Here is a 17,996-nt window from a genome sequence, read left to right as displayed (position 1 = left end):
GTTCGATCCCCTCCGCCGCTATATTTAATTTAACGGCCCGTTGGTCAAGTGGTTAAGACACCGCCCTTTCACGGCGGTAACACGGGTTCGAATCCCGTACGGGTCATCTAAAAAGATCATGCGAATTGCATGATCTTTTTTTGTTAAATAAATTCAGACATACAATACTTCTACAAAATCGCCCTATATTTTCTGAACATTCTTTTAATTATCTTTAAATAAATTAAATACCATGTATATATGTAGAGTTATTTCGAATAAAAAGTCGAACGATTATAAAAGTTAGAACTGTTGTTTTGACAAAAATCCCAATAATCATCTTTTATAATGACAGTAATTAAACTATGCAGGTGGTGTTAAAAATATGCCTAAAGCAGGAAGGAATACTATGAATACAAGTGCATTGGCGATGAATGAAAGTCAGCTTGGAACAATAAAGTGGACGAGTAAGTTGCGAATGAAGTTTGAACAAGTTTTCTTTAGATGGGGGTTCATTATTGTTGTTATTGGTTTTCTTTTGGGACGAGCATATATATTAACAAACATTTTACCGTTTGCATTGCCGTTTTTTGCTGCTGTTTATGTTATGAAGCGAGATAAAATGCCGCTCGCGTTCTTAGCTCTCATGGGTGGGGCACTTTCAGTTTCGATAGATAATTTATTTTTTACTTTTGCATCTATTTTTACGTTCTTTATTTATAATATCTTCTTTAGTCGGTTTACACGTAAAACTGTTGGACTTGTACCATTCCAAGTATTTATCTCCGCATTAACCGCACATTTAGTTGTTGTATATTTTGCACAGCAAACTGTCACCATGTATGATTTGCTCGTTAGTACGATTGAAGCAGGGCTTAGCTTCGTATTAACGATGATATTTTTACAAAGTGTTCCGCTTTTAGTGGAAAGGAAAGGGAAACAACAAGCGTTAGAAACAGAAGAAATTGTTTGTTTAATTATATTACTAGCATCTGTTTTAACGGGTACAACAGATTGGTTTGTTTATGATGCTTCTATTCAACATATTTTCACTAGATATTTAGTATTAGTATTTGCCTTTATTGCCGGTGCGGCTACAGGATCCACAGTGGGAGTCGTTACTGGATTAATATTAAGTTTAGCGAATGTGTCTAGCTTGTCTCAACTTAGTCTCCTTGCCTTTTCAGGATTGCTTGGTGGATTGTTAAAAGAAGGGAAACGTATAGGAGTTAGTTTAGGTTTATTAATTGGTACAAGTTTAATTACGTTATATGTAGACAAGCAAACAAGTATTGTAACAACTTTAATTGAATCTGGTGTGGCGATTGTTTTCTTCTTATTAACACCGAAACTTGTTATGGATCGTATTGCTAAATTTATGCCGGGTACACAGGAGCATTCACAAGATCAACAACAATATTTAAGAAGGATGCGCGATGTTACGGCGAACAAAATCAATCAATTTGCTAATGTATTTGCTGCTTTGTCTAATAGCTTTTCTGTATATGGATATGTGGAAGAGGAAGATAAAGAAACAGAAGCGGATTTATTTTTAAGTACAATTACTGCGAAAACATGCCAAACATGCTTTAAAAAAGATCAATGCTGGGTAGTTAATTTCGATAAAACGTACGATTATATGAAACAAATAATGAGCGAAACGGAAGAAGGAACGTTGCAACATAATCGGAAGTTAGTTCGCGAATGGGACAAGCATTGTGTGAGAGGGAAGAAAGTGACAGATTTAGTAGCGGGTGAATTAGATCACTTCTATGAGGGACAGAAATTACGCAAACAAATGAAAGAAAATCGTAGAATTGTAGCGGAGCAATTACTAGGTGTATCAAAAGTAATGGAAGATTTCGCTAAGGAGATACAACGAGAACGAGAAAACCACCAAGTGCAAGAAGAACAGATTTTGCAAGCATTTCGCGATTTCGGCGTCGAAGTGGAGCATGTTGATATTTATTGTTTAGATAGAGGAAGTATTGATATTGAAATGTTGATTCCAGCTGCATCTAATGAGCATGGAGAATGTGAGAAGTTGGTTGCGCCGATGCTTTCAGATATTTTAAAAGAAAATATTGTCGTTAAGCATGAAGAGAAATCCTCTTATCCAAATGGTCATAGTTTAATATCATTTGGTTCAGCGAAGACGTATTCTCTTGATACAGGATTGGCCACAGCTGCAAAAGGTGGTGGATTTGTTTCAGGTGATTCCTATGCGATGATGGATTTAAGTGTTGGTAAATATGCACTTGCGATTAGTGATGGTATGGGAAATGGGCAAAGGGCTCATATGGAGAGTAAGGAAACGGTAAAATTATTACAAAAGATACTTCAATCAGGTATTGATGAAGAAATAGCGATTAAGTCCATCAATTCAATTCTTTCTTTAAGAACGACAGAGGAGATGTATACAACACTTGACTTAGCTATGGTAGATTTACGGGATGCGAGTGCGAAGTTTTTAAAGGTTGGATCGACGCCGAGTTTTGTTAAACGCGGAAATAATATTTTGAAAATTGAAGCAAGTAATTTACCGATTGGAATCATTGAAGATGTTGAAGTTGATGTGGTTGGTGAACAATTAAAAACGGGAGATATTCTTATCATGATGAGCGATGGTATTTTTGAGGGAGCGCAACATGTGGAGAATCACGAATTATGGATAAAACGTAAAATTAAAGAACTACAAACAGAAGATCCACAAGAAATTGCTGATATCATCATGGAAGAAGTAATTAGGTCTGGCGATGGTTATATAAATGATGATATGACTATTGTGGTGGCAAAGGTAAAGAAAAATATGCCGAAGTGGGCCACGATTCCGATAGTAGGAATGCAGGCGCAATAAATTAAATTATTACTGAAAAGACCTAGGTAAATGCCTAGGTCTTTTTGATTAAAAAAGGTAATGTTATTACTTTTGTGAATATACAGAGGGGATGTAAGATAAAAATGTGAATTTTGTACATCTTTTTTTTGCACAATGTTTGTAAAAGTTGTACCATTATATACAAGGTAACTAATGTTGCTGTTCTTGTTTAATGAAAGGTGATTGCGAAGTTGAAAGATACATTTGTTGAAAAAGTAGATGACTTTGTAAAGCGGCATGATGTATTAAAGGAACATTCAACAATTGTTGTAGGGGTTTCTGGTGGCCCTGACTCTTTGGCTCTTCTATATTATTTGTTAGAAAAAAGAGCAGAAAAGCAGCTCGAAATTGTAGTAGCCCATGTGGATCACATGTTTAGAGGTGATGAATCTCATGAGGACCTACAGTTTGTACGTAATCTTTGCAAAGAGTTAGGAATTATTTGCGAAACGATAAGGGTTAATGTGTCGCAATATCAACAGCAATATGGAATGAATGCACAAGTTGCTGCTAGAGAATGCAGATATGCATTTTTGGAAAGAATAATGAAGAAATATGATGCGAGATATGTAGCTCTTGGCCATCATGGAGATGATCAAGTAGAGACGATTTTAATGCGCCTTGTACGAGGAAGTACTCCGAAAGGGTACGCAGGAATTGCAGTGAAGCGTCCTTTTCATAATGGATATTTAATTAGGCCGTTACTTGGAGTAACTAAGGAAGAAATTGTTGATTACTGTAATAAGCTAAAAGTAATCCCACGTATAGATCCGAGTAATAAAAAGGAAGTATATACAAGGAATCGATTACGTAAATATGTCCTTCCTTATTTGAAAGAGGAAAATCCACAAATGCATGAGAAATTTCAAAAATTTAGCGTGCAGATGCAAGAGGATGAGGCATATTTGCAGGAATTAGCTTTTGAGAAGATGAATAAAGTAATTACAAAAAAAAGCGATAAACAAATTAGCTTATCAATTCCTGCCTTTGAATCCATGTCTATGCCTTTACAAAGGAGAGGGATTCAACTAATATTAAACTATCTTTATGAATATAAGATTCCATCTTCGCTTTCTTCTATACATATTGACAAGGTGATTGAATTTTTTAAGCGGACACAACCTTCAGGTTCACTTGATTTTCCAGGTGGTTTGAAAATTGTTCGCACATACGAAGAATGTAGCTTTGGATTTAAACAAGAAATTGTTTCTCCTTTTTTGCAAGATTTATCAGTGCCTGGGACAATTACATTGCCGAATGGGGATAAACTTGTAACAGAGGTGAGCGAAGATATACCAAGTAGCATGAATGAAACAGTATTTGTTGCTAAGTATAATGATATATCGTATCCACTTCGTATCCGTTCTAGGGAAAATGGAGATCGCATGTCAATACAAGGTATGGATGGTACAAAAAAGATAAAAGCTATTTTTATCGAAGCGAAAGTACCTAAAGAAAAAAGAGAAGAGTGGCCGATCGTTTGTGACGCAAGTGGAAATATTATTTGGGTACCCTTGTTGAAACGATCTGCATTTGCTACTTCGAAAGAGATAGCAAAGAGGGATAAATATATGATTATTCACTACAAAAGCAAGGAGTCTTCCGGGAGGATAATGAAATGATGAATCAAGATATCGAAAAAGTATTAATTTCTGAAGAACAAATACAGGAAAAGGTGCACGAACTAGGTGCGATTATTGCAGAGGATTACAAAAATACAGTACCTCTTGCAATTGGTGTACTAAAGGGCGCAATGCCATTTATGGCAGATTTATTAAAGAGAACAGATACATATCTTGAAATGGATTTTATGGCTGTATCTAGCTATGGCCACTCTACAGTTTCGACAGGCGAAGTAAAAATCTTAAAAGACCTTGATACTTCTGTAGAAGGTCGCGATATTTTAATCGTTGAAGATATTATTGATAGCGGTCTTACGCTAAGCTATTTAGTGGACCTATTTAAATATCGTAAAGCGAAATCTGTAAAAATTGTTACGTTATTAGATAAGCCAACAGGCCGTAAGGTTGATCTGAAAGCAGATTATGTTGGATTTACTGTTCCTCATGAATTTGTTGTAGGATATGGATTAGATTATAAAGAGCAATACCGTAATCTTCCTTATGTAGGAGTATTAAAACCAAGTGTTTACTCAAATTAATTAAATACAGGCGTTACAATTGTATAGGAAAGTTTTTCTATGTTACGATTTACTATAGTGTTTATGCCGTGAGAGGAGGTTAGGAATGAATCGTATCTTCCGTAATACCATCTTTTATTTACTGATATTCTTAGTAGTAATTGGAATCGTGAGCTATTTTAATGGTTCGACGCAAAAAACGACATCAGTTAGCTACGATAAATTCATTACTAAACTTGAAAAAGGTGAAGTGCGTAATGTGCAGCTTCAACCGAAAAATGGTGTGTTTGAAGTAAAAGGACAATTCAATACTTCTAACCAAGGAGAACAATTTGTTACTTATGCACCAAATACTGAGGAATTACAAAAGAAAATTAATGATAAGGCGCAAGGGGCTGAAGTTAAGTATCAACCAGCAGAAGAAACAAGTGCTTGGGTAACGTTCTTCACTTCTATCATTCCGTTTGTCATTATCTTCATTTTATTCTTCTTCTTATTAAACCAGGCTCAGGGCGGCGGTAGCCGTGTTATGAACTTCGGGAAAAGTAAGGCGAAGCTATACAATGATGAAAAGAAAAAAATTCGTTTCAGAGATGTTGCTGGAGCGGATGAAGAGAAACAAGAACTTGTTGAGGTAGTTGAATTCTTGAAAGACCCTCGTAAGTTCGCTGAAGTTGGTGCCCGTATTCCAAAGGGTGTTCTATTAGTGGGACCTCCAGGTACAGGTAAAACTTTATTAGCACGTGCCGTTGCAGGTGAAGCAGGCGTTCCGTTCTTCTCTATTAGTGGTTCTGACTTCGTAGAGATGTTCGTCGGTGTCGGTGCATCCCGTGTACGTGATTTATTTGAAAATGCAAAGAAAAATGCTCCTTGTATCATTTTCATTGATGAAATTGATGCAGTAGGACGTCAACGTGGCGCGGGTCTTGGCGGTGGTCATGATGAGCGTGAACAAACGTTGAACCAATTGCTTGTTGAAATGGATGGATTCGGTGCAAACGAAGGTATTATTATCATCGCTGCGACAAACCGTCCTGATATTCTTGATCCAGCGTTATTACGTCCAGGTCGTTTTGACCGTCAAATTACAGTAGATCGTCCAGATGTAAATGGTCGTGAAGCTGTACTTAAAGTACACGCTCGTAATAAACCGCTTGATGAGAACGTCAACTTAAGAGCGATTGCAACTCGTACACCAGGATTCTCTGGTGCCGATCTTGAAAACTTATTAAACGAAGCTGCTTTAGTAGCTGCGCGTCAAGATAAGAAGAAAATTGATATGAGTGACATCGATGAAGCAACGGATCGTGTTATTGCAGGTCCAGCTAAGAAAAGTCGTGTTATCTCTGAAAAAGAACGTAATATCGTTGCATTCCATGAGGCTGGCCATACTGTAATTGGTGTTGTCCTGGATGAAGCAGATATCGTTCATAAAGTAACAATTGTCCCTCGTGGTCAAGCTGGTGGATATGCGGTAATGCTTCCGAAAGAAGATCGTTACTTCATGACAAAACCAGAGTTACTTGATAAAATCACTGGTTTACTTGGTGGTCGAGTAGCTGAGGAGATTGTATTTGGTGAAGTGAGTACAGGTGCTCACAATGACTTCCAACGTGCGACTGGTATTGCAAGACGTATGGTTACAGAATTCGGTATGAGTGATAAGCTTGGGCCGATGCAATTCGGTAGCTCGCAAGGTGGTCAGGTGTTCTTAGGAAGAGACTTCCATTCAGAGCAAAACTACAGTGATGCAATTGCACATGAAATCGATGTGGAAATGCAAACTATTATGAAAGACTGTTATGCTCGTGCGAAACAAATTCTTACTGAAAAGCGTGATAAGCTAGATATTATTGCGAAAACGTTACTTGAAGTAGAAACATTAGATGCAGAGCAAATTAATCATTTATATGATTATGGCAGATTACCTGAGCGTCCAACATCTTCAGATGATGTGAAAGTAAACATCAATATGAAGAAAGACGATGAAGATACAGAAGATAAGTAAGAGATGAAGGAGTGACGATAGTCACTCCTTTTTTGTTTGTGGAATAAATTTAAGTGGCAAAAGAATTTAAATAAAACTCGTATTAAAAATTGAAATAGAGAGTGATCTTTTTGTAAAATGATGAGGATAGAAAAGCTGAATATATAAGTATGTGTGATATGATGTTTTTATAAGTTTTATACATACTGCACAAATATAGATTAAATAAGATAAGTGGTGAGAATATGATTTTTGTATTGGATGTAGGGAACACAAATGCGGTGCTAGGTGTATTTGAAGAGGGGAAACTTCGCCAGCATTGGCGCATGGAAACAGATCGTCATAAAACAGAAGATGAGTATGGGATGCTTGTAAAGCAGTTACTTGAGCATGAAGGTCTTTCTTTTGAAGATGTGAAAGGTATTATCGTATCTTCAGTCGTACCGCCAATTATGTTCGCTTTAGAGCGTATGTGCGAAAAGTATTTTAAAATTAAACCGCTTGTAGTGGGGCCTGGGATAAAAACTGGCTTGAATATTAAATATGAAAATCCACGTGAAGTAGGCGCGGACCGAATTGTAAATGCAGTAGCAGGTATCCATTTGTATGGAAGTCCTCTTATCATTGTTGATTTTGGTACGGCTACTACATATTGTTATATTAACGAAGAGAAACATTATATGGGTGGCGTTATTACACCGGGAATTATGATCTCGGCAGAGGCGTTATATAGCAGAGCAGCAAAGCTTCCTCGTATTGAAATTACAAAACCGAGTAGTGTTATTGGGAAGAATACAGTAAGTGCAATGCAATCAGGTATTCTTTATGGGTACGTTGGACAAGTGGAAGGTATTGTTAAGCGTATGAAAGAAGAAGCTAAACAAGAACCGAAAGTTATTGCAACAGGTGGGTTAGCGAAATTAATTTCAGAAGAATCAAATGTAATTGATATTGTAGATCCATTTTTAACGTTAAAAGGTTTGTATATGTTATATGAACGTAATGCAAATTTACAGCATGAGAAGGGTGAATAAATAAGTATGAAAGATTATTTAGTAAAAGCGTTAGCGTTTGATGGAGAAGTACGTGCGTATAGTGTACGTACAACAAACACAGTAAGTGAGGCGCAAAAACGTCATGATACATGGAGAACAGCTTCAGCGGTACTTGGCCGTTCGTTAACTGCGGGCACAATGATGGGTGCCATGTTAAAAGGCGAACAGAAGTTAACGATTAAAGTAGAGGGTAACGGTCCAATTGGTCCGATCTTAGTCGATGCTCATGCAAATGGGGATGTACGTGGTTATGTAACGAATCCACATGTTGATTTTGAAGGGACTGAACAAGGGAAATTACGTGTATATCAAGCGGTAGGTACAGAAGGATTTGTAACGGTAATTAAAGATATCGGTATGCGTGAACCGTTTATCGGTCAATCTCCAATTGTTTCAGGAGAACTAGGGGAAGATTTCACATATTATTTCGCAGTTTCTGAGCAGACACCTTCTTCTGTAGGTGTCGGTGTTCTCGTAAATGGGGACGATAGCATATTGGCGGCGGGTGGATTCATTCTTCAAATTATGCCAGGTGCACAGGAAGAAACAATTTCATTTATTGAAGAGCGTTTGCAAAAAATTCCTCCTGTATCAACATTGATTGAACAAGGGCTTTCTCCAGAAGAGCTACTATATAAAGTGCTTGGAGAAGATAAAGTGAAAGTGCTAGAAACAATGGATGTTCAATTTAATTGTACATGTTCACGCGAGCGTATTGAAAGTGTACTAATTAGTTTAGGTAAAGCAGAGTTAGAGCAAATTCGTGCAGAAGAAGAAGAGACGGAAGTTCATTGTCACTTCTGTAATGAACGATATAAATTCGCTAAAGAAGATATTACAAACTTAATTGAGAGCCTGTAATAAGGGAGTTAAAGCATAGAATCGTTCATCCAAATGGATTGACAAAAAGGAAATTTTCTGACAAAATCTAAATATAAATAAAACCAATAAAAATACTCGGTGTTAGGAGTGACAGGAATGCGAGTGGCACAATCAGTTTCAGAATTAATCGGGAAAACGCCGATCGTTAAGTTGAACCGCATCGTAGAATCAGATAGCGCAGATGTATACTTGAAATTAGAATTTATGAATCCGGGTAGCAGTGTTAAAGATCGTATTGCGTTAGCTATGATCGAAGATGCTGAAAAGAAAGGATTATTAAAAGAAGGCGATACAATCATTGAACCGACAAGTGGTAACACGGGTATTGGTTTAGCGATGGTAGCGGCTGCTAAAGGATATAAGGCGATTTTAGTAATGCCAGAAACAATGAGTATCGAGCGTCGTAATTTATTACGTGCTTATGGTGCGGAATTAGTATTGACTCCAGGCCCTGAAGGGATGGGCGGAGCGATTCGTAAAGCGACTGAATTAGCGAAAGAACATGGTTACTTTATACCGCAACAATTCCAAAACCAAGCGAATCCGGAAATCCATCGTTTAACGACGGGTCCAGAAATTGTTGAACAAATGGGTGATCAATTAGATGCGTTTATCGCAGGTATTGGCACAGGTGGGACAATTACAGGTGCCGGTGAAGTGCTGAAAGAAGCGTATGAAGATATTAAAATTTATGCGGTAGAACCTGCGGATTCACCAGTATTATCTGGTGGAAAGCCGGGGCCACATAAGATCCAAGGAATTGGAGCAGGATTTGTTCCGGAGACATTGGATGTAGAAGTATATGATGAAATTATTCAAGTGAAAACAGAGCAAGCGTTTGAATATGCGAGAAGAGTAGCTAAAGAAGAAGGTATTTTAGTTGGTATCTCTTCAGGAGCAGTCATTTATGCAGCGACAGAAGTTGCGAAGAAATTAGGTAAAGGGAAAAAGGTACTTGTTATTATCCCAAGTAACGGTGAACGTTATTTAAGTACACCACTTTATCAATTTGAATCATAATTGAATGCGATTTAAAAAGCATCCTTGAAAAAGGATGCTTTTTCTTTTTTGATTGGAAAAAGGAAAAGAGTGAATGACTAGAAAACTTCATGTAAAATAAGAAGTAGTATAATTAATTTATTTTCACTAGCCCTCGAGTGTAATCATTCTCTATGTAAATAACTTTATGTAGTTTGAGCTGGTTAGCTTAAGAGGGTGGGATAAAAGAAGACGGGGTGTTGATATGCAACGAAGAAAATCTTTAGCGCTTTCTATTCCATATCAGTTAGATTTCTTTAAGCAATATAAATTTCTTTCCCAAGATAAGCCGCAACATATTTTGTTAGAAAGTGGACGTGGTGGTCGTTATAACATTGTTGGGCTGGACCCAGTAGCAGTAATTCAAGGGAAGAATGAGACGTTACATATAAGTGAAAGTGGTAAGGAAACAATAGAACATGGGAATCCATTAGATTTAATGCAAGAATATATGGAGAAATGGAAAACGGATTATAATCCGAAGTATCCACCTTTTCAAGGTGGTGCAATTGGATACTTTAGTTATGATTGTATCCGTTATATTGAAAAGTTACCTACTCTTGCAGAGGATGACATTAATATACCTGATATATTCTTTTTATTGTTTGATGACGTGTTTGTATATGATCAAAAAGAAAAAGTATTATGGATTATTACGCATTATGTAGATGAGCATAAAGAGGCAGAAGAACGATTAAATGAATGGAAGGATCTTTGGATGAAAGAAGCATCTGAAGTGACTATGTCATTTAAATGTCCTGAAGAGAAAAATGAAGCAGTTGCTTTTACAGAAGAAGGCTTTATGAAGGCTGTTGAACGTATTCAAGAATATATTGGGGCAGGTGACGTGTTCCAAGTAAACTTGTCGACACGACAAGAACGGACGTTACACACACATCCGCTAGAAATCTATACAAGTCTTCGTGAAATTAATCCATCTCCATATATGGGTTACTTGGAGCTTGGAGATTTTCAAATTGTTAGTGGTTCGCCTGAATTACTAATTAAAAAGCAAGGAAAAGAAGTAAGTACGAGGCCAATTGCTGGTACGCGTTCTCGAGGGGCAAGTGAGCAAGAGGATGAAGAATTGGCGAAAGAATTAATTGAAAACGAAAAGGAAAGAGCAGAGCACGTGATGCTTGTGGATTTGGAACGAAATGATTTGGGTCGGGTTTGTAAATATGGCACTGTTGAAGTAGATGAATTTATGGTAATTGAAAAATACTCACACGTTATGCATATTGTTTCTAATGTGCGTGGTGAGGTGGAAGAAGATAAAGATGCTTTCGATTTGGTGAAGGCTGTATTTCCTGGTGGGACAATTACTGGTGCCCCGAAAATACGTACGATGGAAATTATTGAAGAATTAGAACCTGTTCGCCGAGGGATTTATACAGGTTCAATTGGTTGGATTGGATATTCTGGAGATACGGAATTGAATATTGTAATACGAACATTGCTTGCCAAAGATGGACAAGCACATGTTCAAGCGGGAGCGGGAATTGTAATTGATTCAAATCCTAAAAACGAATATAAAGAGTCGTTAAAAAAAGCAATCGCTTTATGGCGTGCAAAAGAAAGTAGCGAAGAAACGGTTAGGTGAGAGAAATGATATTAATGATTGATAATTATGATTCTTTTACATTTAATTTAGTGCAGTTTCTTGGGGAACTTGGACAAGAGCTTGTTATTAAGCGTAATGATGAAGTGACTATTTCAGATATTGAGAATATGAAACCGGATTTTTTAATGATTTCGCCAGGTCCATGTAGCCCTAATGAGGCAGGGATTAGCATGGATGTTATTAAATACTTCGCAGGTAAAATTCCGATTTTCGGAGTTTGTCTTGGGCATCAATCAATTGCGCAAGTATTTGGAGGAGATGTTGTCAGGGCAGAACGTTTAATGCACGGCAAAACTTCTTTAATGTATCATGATGGACAGACGATTTTTTCTGATATCCCAAATCCATTTGCCGCGACACGTTATCACTCTCTTATCGTTAAAAAAGAGACGTTGCCTAATTGTTTAGAGATAACATCTTGGACGGAAGAAGGAGAAATTATGGCGCTTCGTCATAAAGCATTGCCGATTGAAGGTGTGCAGTTCCATCCGGAATCTATTATGACTTCTCATGGGAAAGAGCTGTTACAGAATTTCATCCGTAAATATAGTCCAAGTGTGACATCATGTTAATTTACGTAAATGGTGCGTATGTAGAAGCGAGTAAAGCGAAAATTTCTCCTTATGACCATGGTTATTTATATGGACTTGGAGTTTTTGAGACGTTTCGTATTTATAATGGTCACCCCTTTTTGCTGGATGATCATTATGAACGTTTAATGGATGCGCTGGATACATTGCAAATTAAATGGACAATGACAAAAGATGACGTAATGCTTATTTTGAAGAATCTACTCGTTAAGAATGGATTAAAGCATGCGTATGTGCGCTTTAATGTATCGGCGGGTATAGACGAAATAGGATTGCAAACAGAAATGTATGAAGAGCCATCTGTTATTGTTTTTATAAAACCTTTAGCAGCCCCGGGGGATGTAGTGGAAAAAGAAGGGGTTGTTTTAAAGCAAGTGCGAAATACACCAGAGGGTGCATTTCGCTTGAAGTCCCATCATTATTTAAATAATATTTTAGGGAAACGAGAAATTGGAAATGTTGTGAATAAGGAAGGTATTTTCCTTACAGAAACAGGTTATGTTGCAGAGGGGATTGTTTCGAATCTCTTTTTTGTTAAAGGAGATACTTTGTATACTCCTTCATTAGAAACAGGGATTTTAAACGGAATCACTCGTGCGTTTATTATAAAGGTTGCTGAAGAGCTGGGTATAGAAGTAAAGGAAGGTTTCTTTACAAAAGATGAATTGCTTTCAGCGGATGAAGTATTCGTAACAAACTCCATTCAAGAGATTGTCCCTCTTTGTCATATAGAGGGGGAAGATTTCCCGGGTAAAGTGGGGATGGTTACAAAAAGATTTATGGATCTTTATGAAATGCAGAGAGAGCAATTGTGGAGCAGAAATGAATTGCGAAGAGGAGATGTGTAGTTTGAAGTGGGATTATGATTTGCGCTGCGGCGAATATACATTGAATTTAAATGAAAAGACATTAATTATGGGAATTTTAAATGTAACGCCAGATTCATTTTCTGATGGTGGGAGTTACAACGAAGTAGATGCCGCGGTGCGCCATGCGAAAGAAATGAAAAACGAAGGTGCTCATATTATTGATATCGGCGGCGAATCTACTCGCCCGGGTTTCGCTAAAGTTTCAGTAGAAGAAGAAATAAAGCGAGTTGTTCCGATGATTCAGGCAGTTTCAAAAGAAGTGAAGTTGCCTATTTCTATTGATACGTATAAAGCTGAGGTTGCGAAACAAGCGATTGAAGCTGGTGCTCATATTATTAATGATATTTGGGGAGCGAAGGCAGAACCGAAGATTGCTGAAGTTGCAGCCTATTATGATGTGCCTATTATCTTAATGCATAATCGCGATAATATGAATTATCGTAACTTAATGGCTGATATGATTGCTGATTTGCATGAGAGTATTAAAATTGCTAAAGATGCTGGTGTGCGAGATGAGAACATTATTTTAGACCCAGGTATTGGTTTTGCAAAAACACCTGAACAGAATTTAGAAGCGATGCGCCATTTAGAGCAGTTAAACGTACTAGGTTATCCGGTTCTATTAGGTACTTCAAGAAAATCCTTTATTGGACATGTATTAGATTTACCGGTGGAGGAACGACTTGAAGGAACGGGTGCTACCGTTTGCCTTGGTATTGAAAAAGGTTGTGAGTTTGTTCGTGTTCACGATGTAAAAGAAATGGCGCGTATGGCTAAGATGATGGATGCGATGATTGGTAAGGGGGGAAAGTAATTGGATAAAATTTATGTCCATGATATGGAGTTTTACGGTTATCATGGTGTATTCCCGGAAGAAAATAAGCTAGGTCAGAGATTTAAAGTGGACTTAACGGTGGAATTGGATTTAAAGCGTGCGGGAGAAAGTGATGACTTAGAGCATTCTGTCAATTATGGAGAGCTTTTCGAATTATGTAGGAAAGTTGTTGAAGATAGAACGTATAAGCTTGTGGAGAGTATCGCTGAAAATATCGCTACAGATATATTGGCACAATATGAGAGTATTTCACGATGTACGATAAAGGTTATTAAACCGGATCCACCGATACCGGGGCATTATCGTGCTGTAGCGGTAGAAATTACGAGAGAACGTTCATGAATAATATAGCGTACATTGCGTTAGGTTCAAATATTGGAGAGCGTTATACTTATTTAACTGAAGCGATTCAGTTTTTAAACAAAAGCCCTTATATCCAAGTTGACGATATTTCATCTGTATATGAAACTGAACCAGTTGGCTATACTGACCAAAGTTGCTTTTTGAATTTAGTTATAAAAATTTCTACCAATTTATCACCACAAGAATTATTGAAAGTAACACAAAAAGTAGAGAATAATCTAGGAAGAAAAAGGGAAATTAGGTGGGGTCCGAGGACCATCGACCTTGACATTTTACTATATAATCAAGAGAATATTGAAGCAGAGAATCTTATTGTTCCGCATCCGCGGATGTTTGAAAGAGCTTTTGTTATCGTTCCGTTGTTAGAGATTAATCAAGATATAAAACAAGACATTTCACGTTCACAAGTAGAAGAAATGAAAAGGCGAGAGGGAGTAACGGTATGGAAGCAGAAAAATGGGGAAGACGCATTCGTGCTTTTCGAAAGCTAAAAGGCTATACGCAAGAAGGTTTTGCTAAAGAATTAGGGGTATCTGTATCTGTTTTAGGTGAAGTTGAGAGAGGGAATCGATCGCCTTCCCAAGATTTTGTAGTAGAAGTTGCTAAAGCATTAAAGGTCTCAATAGATGAACTAATGCCAAAGTGACTATGATGGAAGGAGTAAGTCGAGTGTTAAAGATTGCAAATATTGAGATGAAAAATCCGGTTGTATTAGCACCGATGGCGGGAGTGTGTAACTCTGCATTCCGTTTGACAGTAAAAGAATTCGGTGCAGGTTTAGTTTGTGCTGAAATGGTAAGTGATAAGGCAATATTACTTAATAACAAAAGAACATTAGATATGTTATATATCGATGAGAGAGAAAAACCATTAAGTTTACAAATTTTTGGTGGAGAGAAAGAAACTCTTGTAGATGCTGCGAAATACGTAGATAAATATACGACAGCAGACATTATTGATATTAATATGGGTTGCCCAGTACCGAAAATCACTAAGTGTGATGCGGGAGCAAAGTGGCTTTTAGATCCAAATAAAATATATGAAATGGTAGCGGCAGTTGTAGATGCTGTTGAAAAGCCAGTTACAGTTAAGATGCGTATTGGTTGGGATGAAGATCATATTTTTGCAGTAGAGAACGCCAAAGCTGTTGAGCGTGCTGGTGGGCAAGCGGTAGCGGTCCATGGGCGTACACGAGTGCAAATGTATGAAGGGAAAGCAGATTGGGATATTATTAAACAAGTAAAGCAAGCTGTAAATATCCCGGTTATCGGAAATGGTGATGTCGAAACACCACAAGATGCAAAGCGTATGCTTGATGAAATTGGTGTAGACGGTGTTATGATTGGCCGCGCTGCTCTTGGAGACCCATGGATGATTTATCGTACGGTAAAGTATTTAGAGACAGGCGAATTAATGCCGGAACCAACAGTGCGTGAGAAAATTGATGTATGTATGTTGCACCTAGATCGTCTTATCGATTTAAAGAACGAAAATATCGCTGTAAGAGAGATGAGAAAGCATGCAGCTTGGTATTTAAAAGGTGTTCGTGGTAATGCGAGCGTGCGTAATGGTATCAATACGTGTAACACACGTGAAGACCTTGCGAATTTATTAGGTGCATTTGTAGAAGAGGTAGAAGCGAAACAACAAACAATTTACGTTGGCTAATAAGGGAACATGGAAGATTGACATTCTTTTGTACACTTCCTATAATTACGTGAAAGAAAGAAGAGCTGCCAGTTAGTTGCTGGCAGTTTTTCTAGTTGAGTAGAAAATGCTATACTGTATATATTGTAAAATTAAATAGAGCTGGAGTGATATCAATATCATGGATAACATGAACCACGAAGAATTAAACGACCAATTGCTTGTTCGTCGTGAAAAGTTACATAACTTACGTGAACAAGGGATCGATCCGTTCGGTAAACGCTTTGAACGTACGAATTCAACAAACGACTTATTAAGCTTATATGGAGAGTTCTCTAAAGAAGAATTAGAAGAGAAAGAAATCTCTGTTTCTATCGCTGGTCGTATTATGACAAAACGCGGTAAAGGAAAAGCGGGATTTGCACACGTTCAAGATTTACATGGACAAGTTCAAATCTATGTTCGTAAAGATGCTGTTGGGGATGAAGAGTATGAATTGTTTAAGACAGCAGATTTAGGTGACTTAGTAGGGATTGAAGGTAAAGTTTTCAAAACGAATGTTGGAGAACTTTCAGTAAAGGCAACGGGCTTTACGTTATTAACGAAATCTCTTCGTCCATTACCGGATAAATATCACGGATTAAAAGATATTGAACAACGTTACCGTCAACGTTATTTAGATTTAATTACAAGTATGGAAAGTCGTGAAACATTCGTTACTCGTAGTAAAATCATTCGTGAGATGAGAAGATACTTAGACGATAATGGTTATCTTGAAGTGGAAACACCTATGATGCATGCAATTGCAGGTGGAGCGTCTGCTCGTCCTTTCACTACACATCATAATGCATTAGATATGGAATTATATATGCGTATCGCAATTGAACTTCATTTAAAACGTCTTATTGTGGGCGGATTAGAAAAAGTTTATGAAATCGGCCGTGTATTCCGTAATGAGGGTGTATCAACACGTCATAACCCTGAGTTTACGATGATTGAACTATATGAGGCGTATGCCGATTATAAAGATATTATGAAACTAACAGAAAATATGGTTGCTCATATTGCGAAACAAGTACTAGGTACAACAACAATCCAATATGGTGATCAAGAAATCAATCTAGAGCCAGAATGGACACGCCTTCATATGGTAGATGCAATTAAACAATATTCTGGAGCGGATTTCTGGAATACAATGAGTGTAGAAGAAGCGCGTGAACTTGCAAAAGAACATGGTGTAGAAATTAAAGATACAATGGAAGTTGGTCATATTATTAACGAATTCTTCGAGCAAAAGGTAGAGGATAAATTAATTCAGCCTACATTTATCTATGGCCACCCGGTAGAGATTTCACCACTTGCGAAAAAGAACGATGAAGATCCACGATTTACAGATCGTTTCGAATTATTCATTGTTGCTCGTGAGCATGCAAATGCATTCACTGAGTTAAACGATCCAATTGATCAAAAAGAACGTTTTGAAGCTCAATTAAAAGAGCGTGAACAAGGTAATGATGAAGCACATATGATGGATGATGATTATATTGAAGCTCTTGAGTACGGTATGCCTCCTACAGGTGGGTTAGGAATTGGTATTGATCGTCTAGTTATGTTATTAACAAATGCACCATCTATTCGTGACGTACTGTTATTCCCGGCTATGCGTCATAAACAAGACTAAGCTTTGGAGATTTCTCCAAAGCTTTTTTTATTCCTTTATTGGAGGCAGGATAATTAGCGAGGGGTGAGGGAATCTTCTATTGAAAGGAAGATGAGATCATTGCTCATTAAATGGATAATGGATTAACAAAACTATATTTATATAGAAGAAATGTACTGTTTTTATAGTTTTTTACTAAGTTAAAAATTTTATTAGAAAAACTATTGCATTTTAATAATCAAACTGGTATATTTATATTCGTTGTCACGGAAGACAACACAAGAAACAAATGAAAAACAACTTATTAAAAAAAGTTGTTGACGAAAATATAACAAAATGTTATATTGATAAAGTCGCTTCTGAGCGGCAGACAAGTTCTTTGAAAACTGAACGAAACAAACAACGTGAAACGTCAATTTTTATTTTAGATGCTAGACAAACTAACTTTA

The 17,996-nt window shown here is 37.2% G+C and carries 16 protein-coding genes and 1 tRNA gene; all 17 read left to right on the top strand.

Annotated elements, in window-relative coordinates; translation table 11 throughout:
* The first annotated feature begins 34 nt into the window (after window positions 1-34).
* The 17 genes from BAU28_RS22535 (at window position 35) to lysS (ending at window position 17,568) form a co-directional block, all read left to right on the top strand.
* Window positions 35-106, top strand: a tRNA-Glu gene (locus BAU28_RS22535).
* Window positions 107-364: 258 nt separating this feature from the next.
* A complete protein-coding gene (gene spoIIE, locus BAU28_RS22530) occupies window positions 365-2,836 on the top strand; it encodes a stage II sporulation protein E (RefSeq protein WP_025151175.1) in 2,472 nt (823 codons plus the stop codon).
* Window positions 2,837-3,048: 212 nt separating this feature from the next.
* Window positions 3,049-4,479, top strand: a complete 1,431-nt coding sequence (gene tilS, locus BAU28_RS22525) for a tRNA lysidine(34) synthetase TilS (protein ID WP_071720061.1) — start codon at window positions 3,049-3,051, stop codon at window positions 4,477-4,479.
* Entirely contained in the window at window positions 4,476-5,018 is a 543-nt protein-coding gene (gene hpt, locus BAU28_RS22520) for a hypoxanthine phosphoribosyltransferase (protein ID WP_000981837.1), read from the top strand. The genes tilS and hpt overlap by 4 nt, the downstream gene beginning before the upstream one ends.
* An 85-nt stretch (window positions 5,019-5,103) precedes the next feature.
* The gene (gene ftsH / locus BAU28_RS22515; RefSeq protein WP_071720060.1) at window positions 5,104-7,005 is read left to right on the top strand and encodes an ATP-dependent zinc metalloprotease FtsH; all 1,902 of its coding nucleotides are present in this window, start codon (window positions 5,104-5,106) and stop codon (window positions 7,003-7,005) included.
* A 224-nt stretch (window positions 7,006-7,229) separates the two neighbouring features.
* A complete protein-coding gene (locus tag BAU28_RS22510; RefSeq protein WP_002144522.1) occupies window positions 7,230-8,018 on the top strand; it encodes a type III pantothenate kinase in 789 nt (262 codons plus the stop codon).
* 6 nt (window positions 8,019-8,024) lie between these two features.
* Window positions 8,025-8,900 carry a redox-regulated molecular chaperone HslO gene (hslO, locus tag BAU28_RS22505; protein ID WP_071720059.1) on the top strand — a complete coding sequence of 292 codons (876 nt, stop codon included), beginning with the start codon at window positions 8,025-8,027 and terminating at the stop codon, window positions 8,898-8,900.
* Between the two features lie 117 nt (window positions 8,901-9,017).
* Window positions 9,018-9,941 carry a cysteine synthase A gene (cysK, locus tag BAU28_RS22500; RefSeq protein ID WP_071720058.1) on the top strand — a complete coding sequence of 308 codons (924 nt, stop codon included), beginning with the start codon at window positions 9,018-9,020 and terminating at the stop codon, window positions 9,939-9,941.
* 223 nt (window positions 9,942-10,164) lie between these two features.
* Window positions 10,165-11,562: an anthranilate synthase component I gene (trpE, locus tag BAU28_RS22495; protein ID WP_002174571.1), complete on the top strand. Its 1,398-nt coding sequence runs from the start codon at window positions 10,165-10,167 to the stop codon at window positions 11,560-11,562.
* A 5-nt stretch (window positions 11,563-11,567) separates the two neighbouring features.
* Window positions 11,568-12,155, top strand: a complete 588-nt coding sequence (gene pabA / locus BAU28_RS22490) for an aminodeoxychorismate/anthranilate synthase component II (protein WP_071720057.1) — start codon at window positions 11,568-11,570, stop codon at window positions 12,153-12,155.
* Window positions 12,149-13,021 carry an aminodeoxychorismate lyase gene (pabC, locus tag BAU28_RS22485; protein WP_071720056.1) on the top strand — a complete coding sequence of 291 codons (873 nt, stop codon included), beginning with the start codon at window positions 12,149-12,151 and terminating at the stop codon, window positions 13,019-13,021. The genes pabA and pabC overlap by 7 nt, the downstream gene beginning before the upstream one ends.
* Entirely contained in the window at window positions 12,996-13,856 is an 861-nt protein-coding gene (gene folP, locus BAU28_RS22480; RefSeq protein WP_071720055.1) for a dihydropteroate synthase, read from the top strand. The genes pabC and folP overlap by 26 nt, the downstream gene beginning before the upstream one ends.
* The gene (folB, locus tag BAU28_RS22475) at window positions 13,857-14,219 is read left to right on the top strand and encodes a dihydroneopterin aldolase (RefSeq protein WP_002174575.1); all 363 of its coding nucleotides are present in this window, start codon (window positions 13,857-13,859) and stop codon (window positions 14,217-14,219) included.
* Window positions 14,216-14,731: a 2-amino-4-hydroxy-6-hydroxymethyldihydropteridine diphosphokinase gene (gene folK / locus BAU28_RS22470; protein ID WP_071720054.1), complete on the top strand. Its 516-nt coding sequence runs from the start codon at window positions 14,216-14,218 to the stop codon at window positions 14,729-14,731. The genes folB and folK overlap by 4 nt, the downstream gene beginning before the upstream one ends.
* Entirely contained in the window at window positions 14,683-14,886 is a 204-nt protein-coding gene (locus BAU28_RS22465; protein WP_000387027.1) for a helix-turn-helix domain-containing protein, read from the top strand. Before folK ends, BAU28_RS22465 begins: the two co-directional genes overlap by 49 nt.
* A gap of 23 nt (window positions 14,887-14,909) precedes the next feature.
* Window positions 14,910-15,908, top strand: a complete 999-nt coding sequence (dusB, locus tag BAU28_RS22460) for a tRNA dihydrouridine synthase DusB (protein WP_002174577.1) — start codon at window positions 14,910-14,912, stop codon at window positions 15,906-15,908.
* A gap of 160 nt (window positions 15,909-16,068) precedes the next feature.
* The gene (lysS, locus tag BAU28_RS22455; protein ID WP_002174578.1) at window positions 16,069-17,568 is read left to right on the top strand and encodes a lysine--tRNA ligase; all 1,500 of its coding nucleotides are present in this window, start codon (window positions 16,069-16,071) and stop codon (window positions 17,566-17,568) included.
* The last annotated feature ends 428 nt before the right edge of the window (window positions 17,569-17,996 follow it).

The sequence above is a fragment of the Bacillus paramycoides genome, assembly GCF_001884235.1.
GTDB lineage: Bacteria > Bacillota > Bacilli > Bacillales > Bacillaceae_G > Bacillus_A > Bacillus_A paramycoides.
The sequence above is the reverse complement of the archived record's forward strand: the minus strand, read 5'-3'. Positions and strand labels throughout refer to the sequence as shown.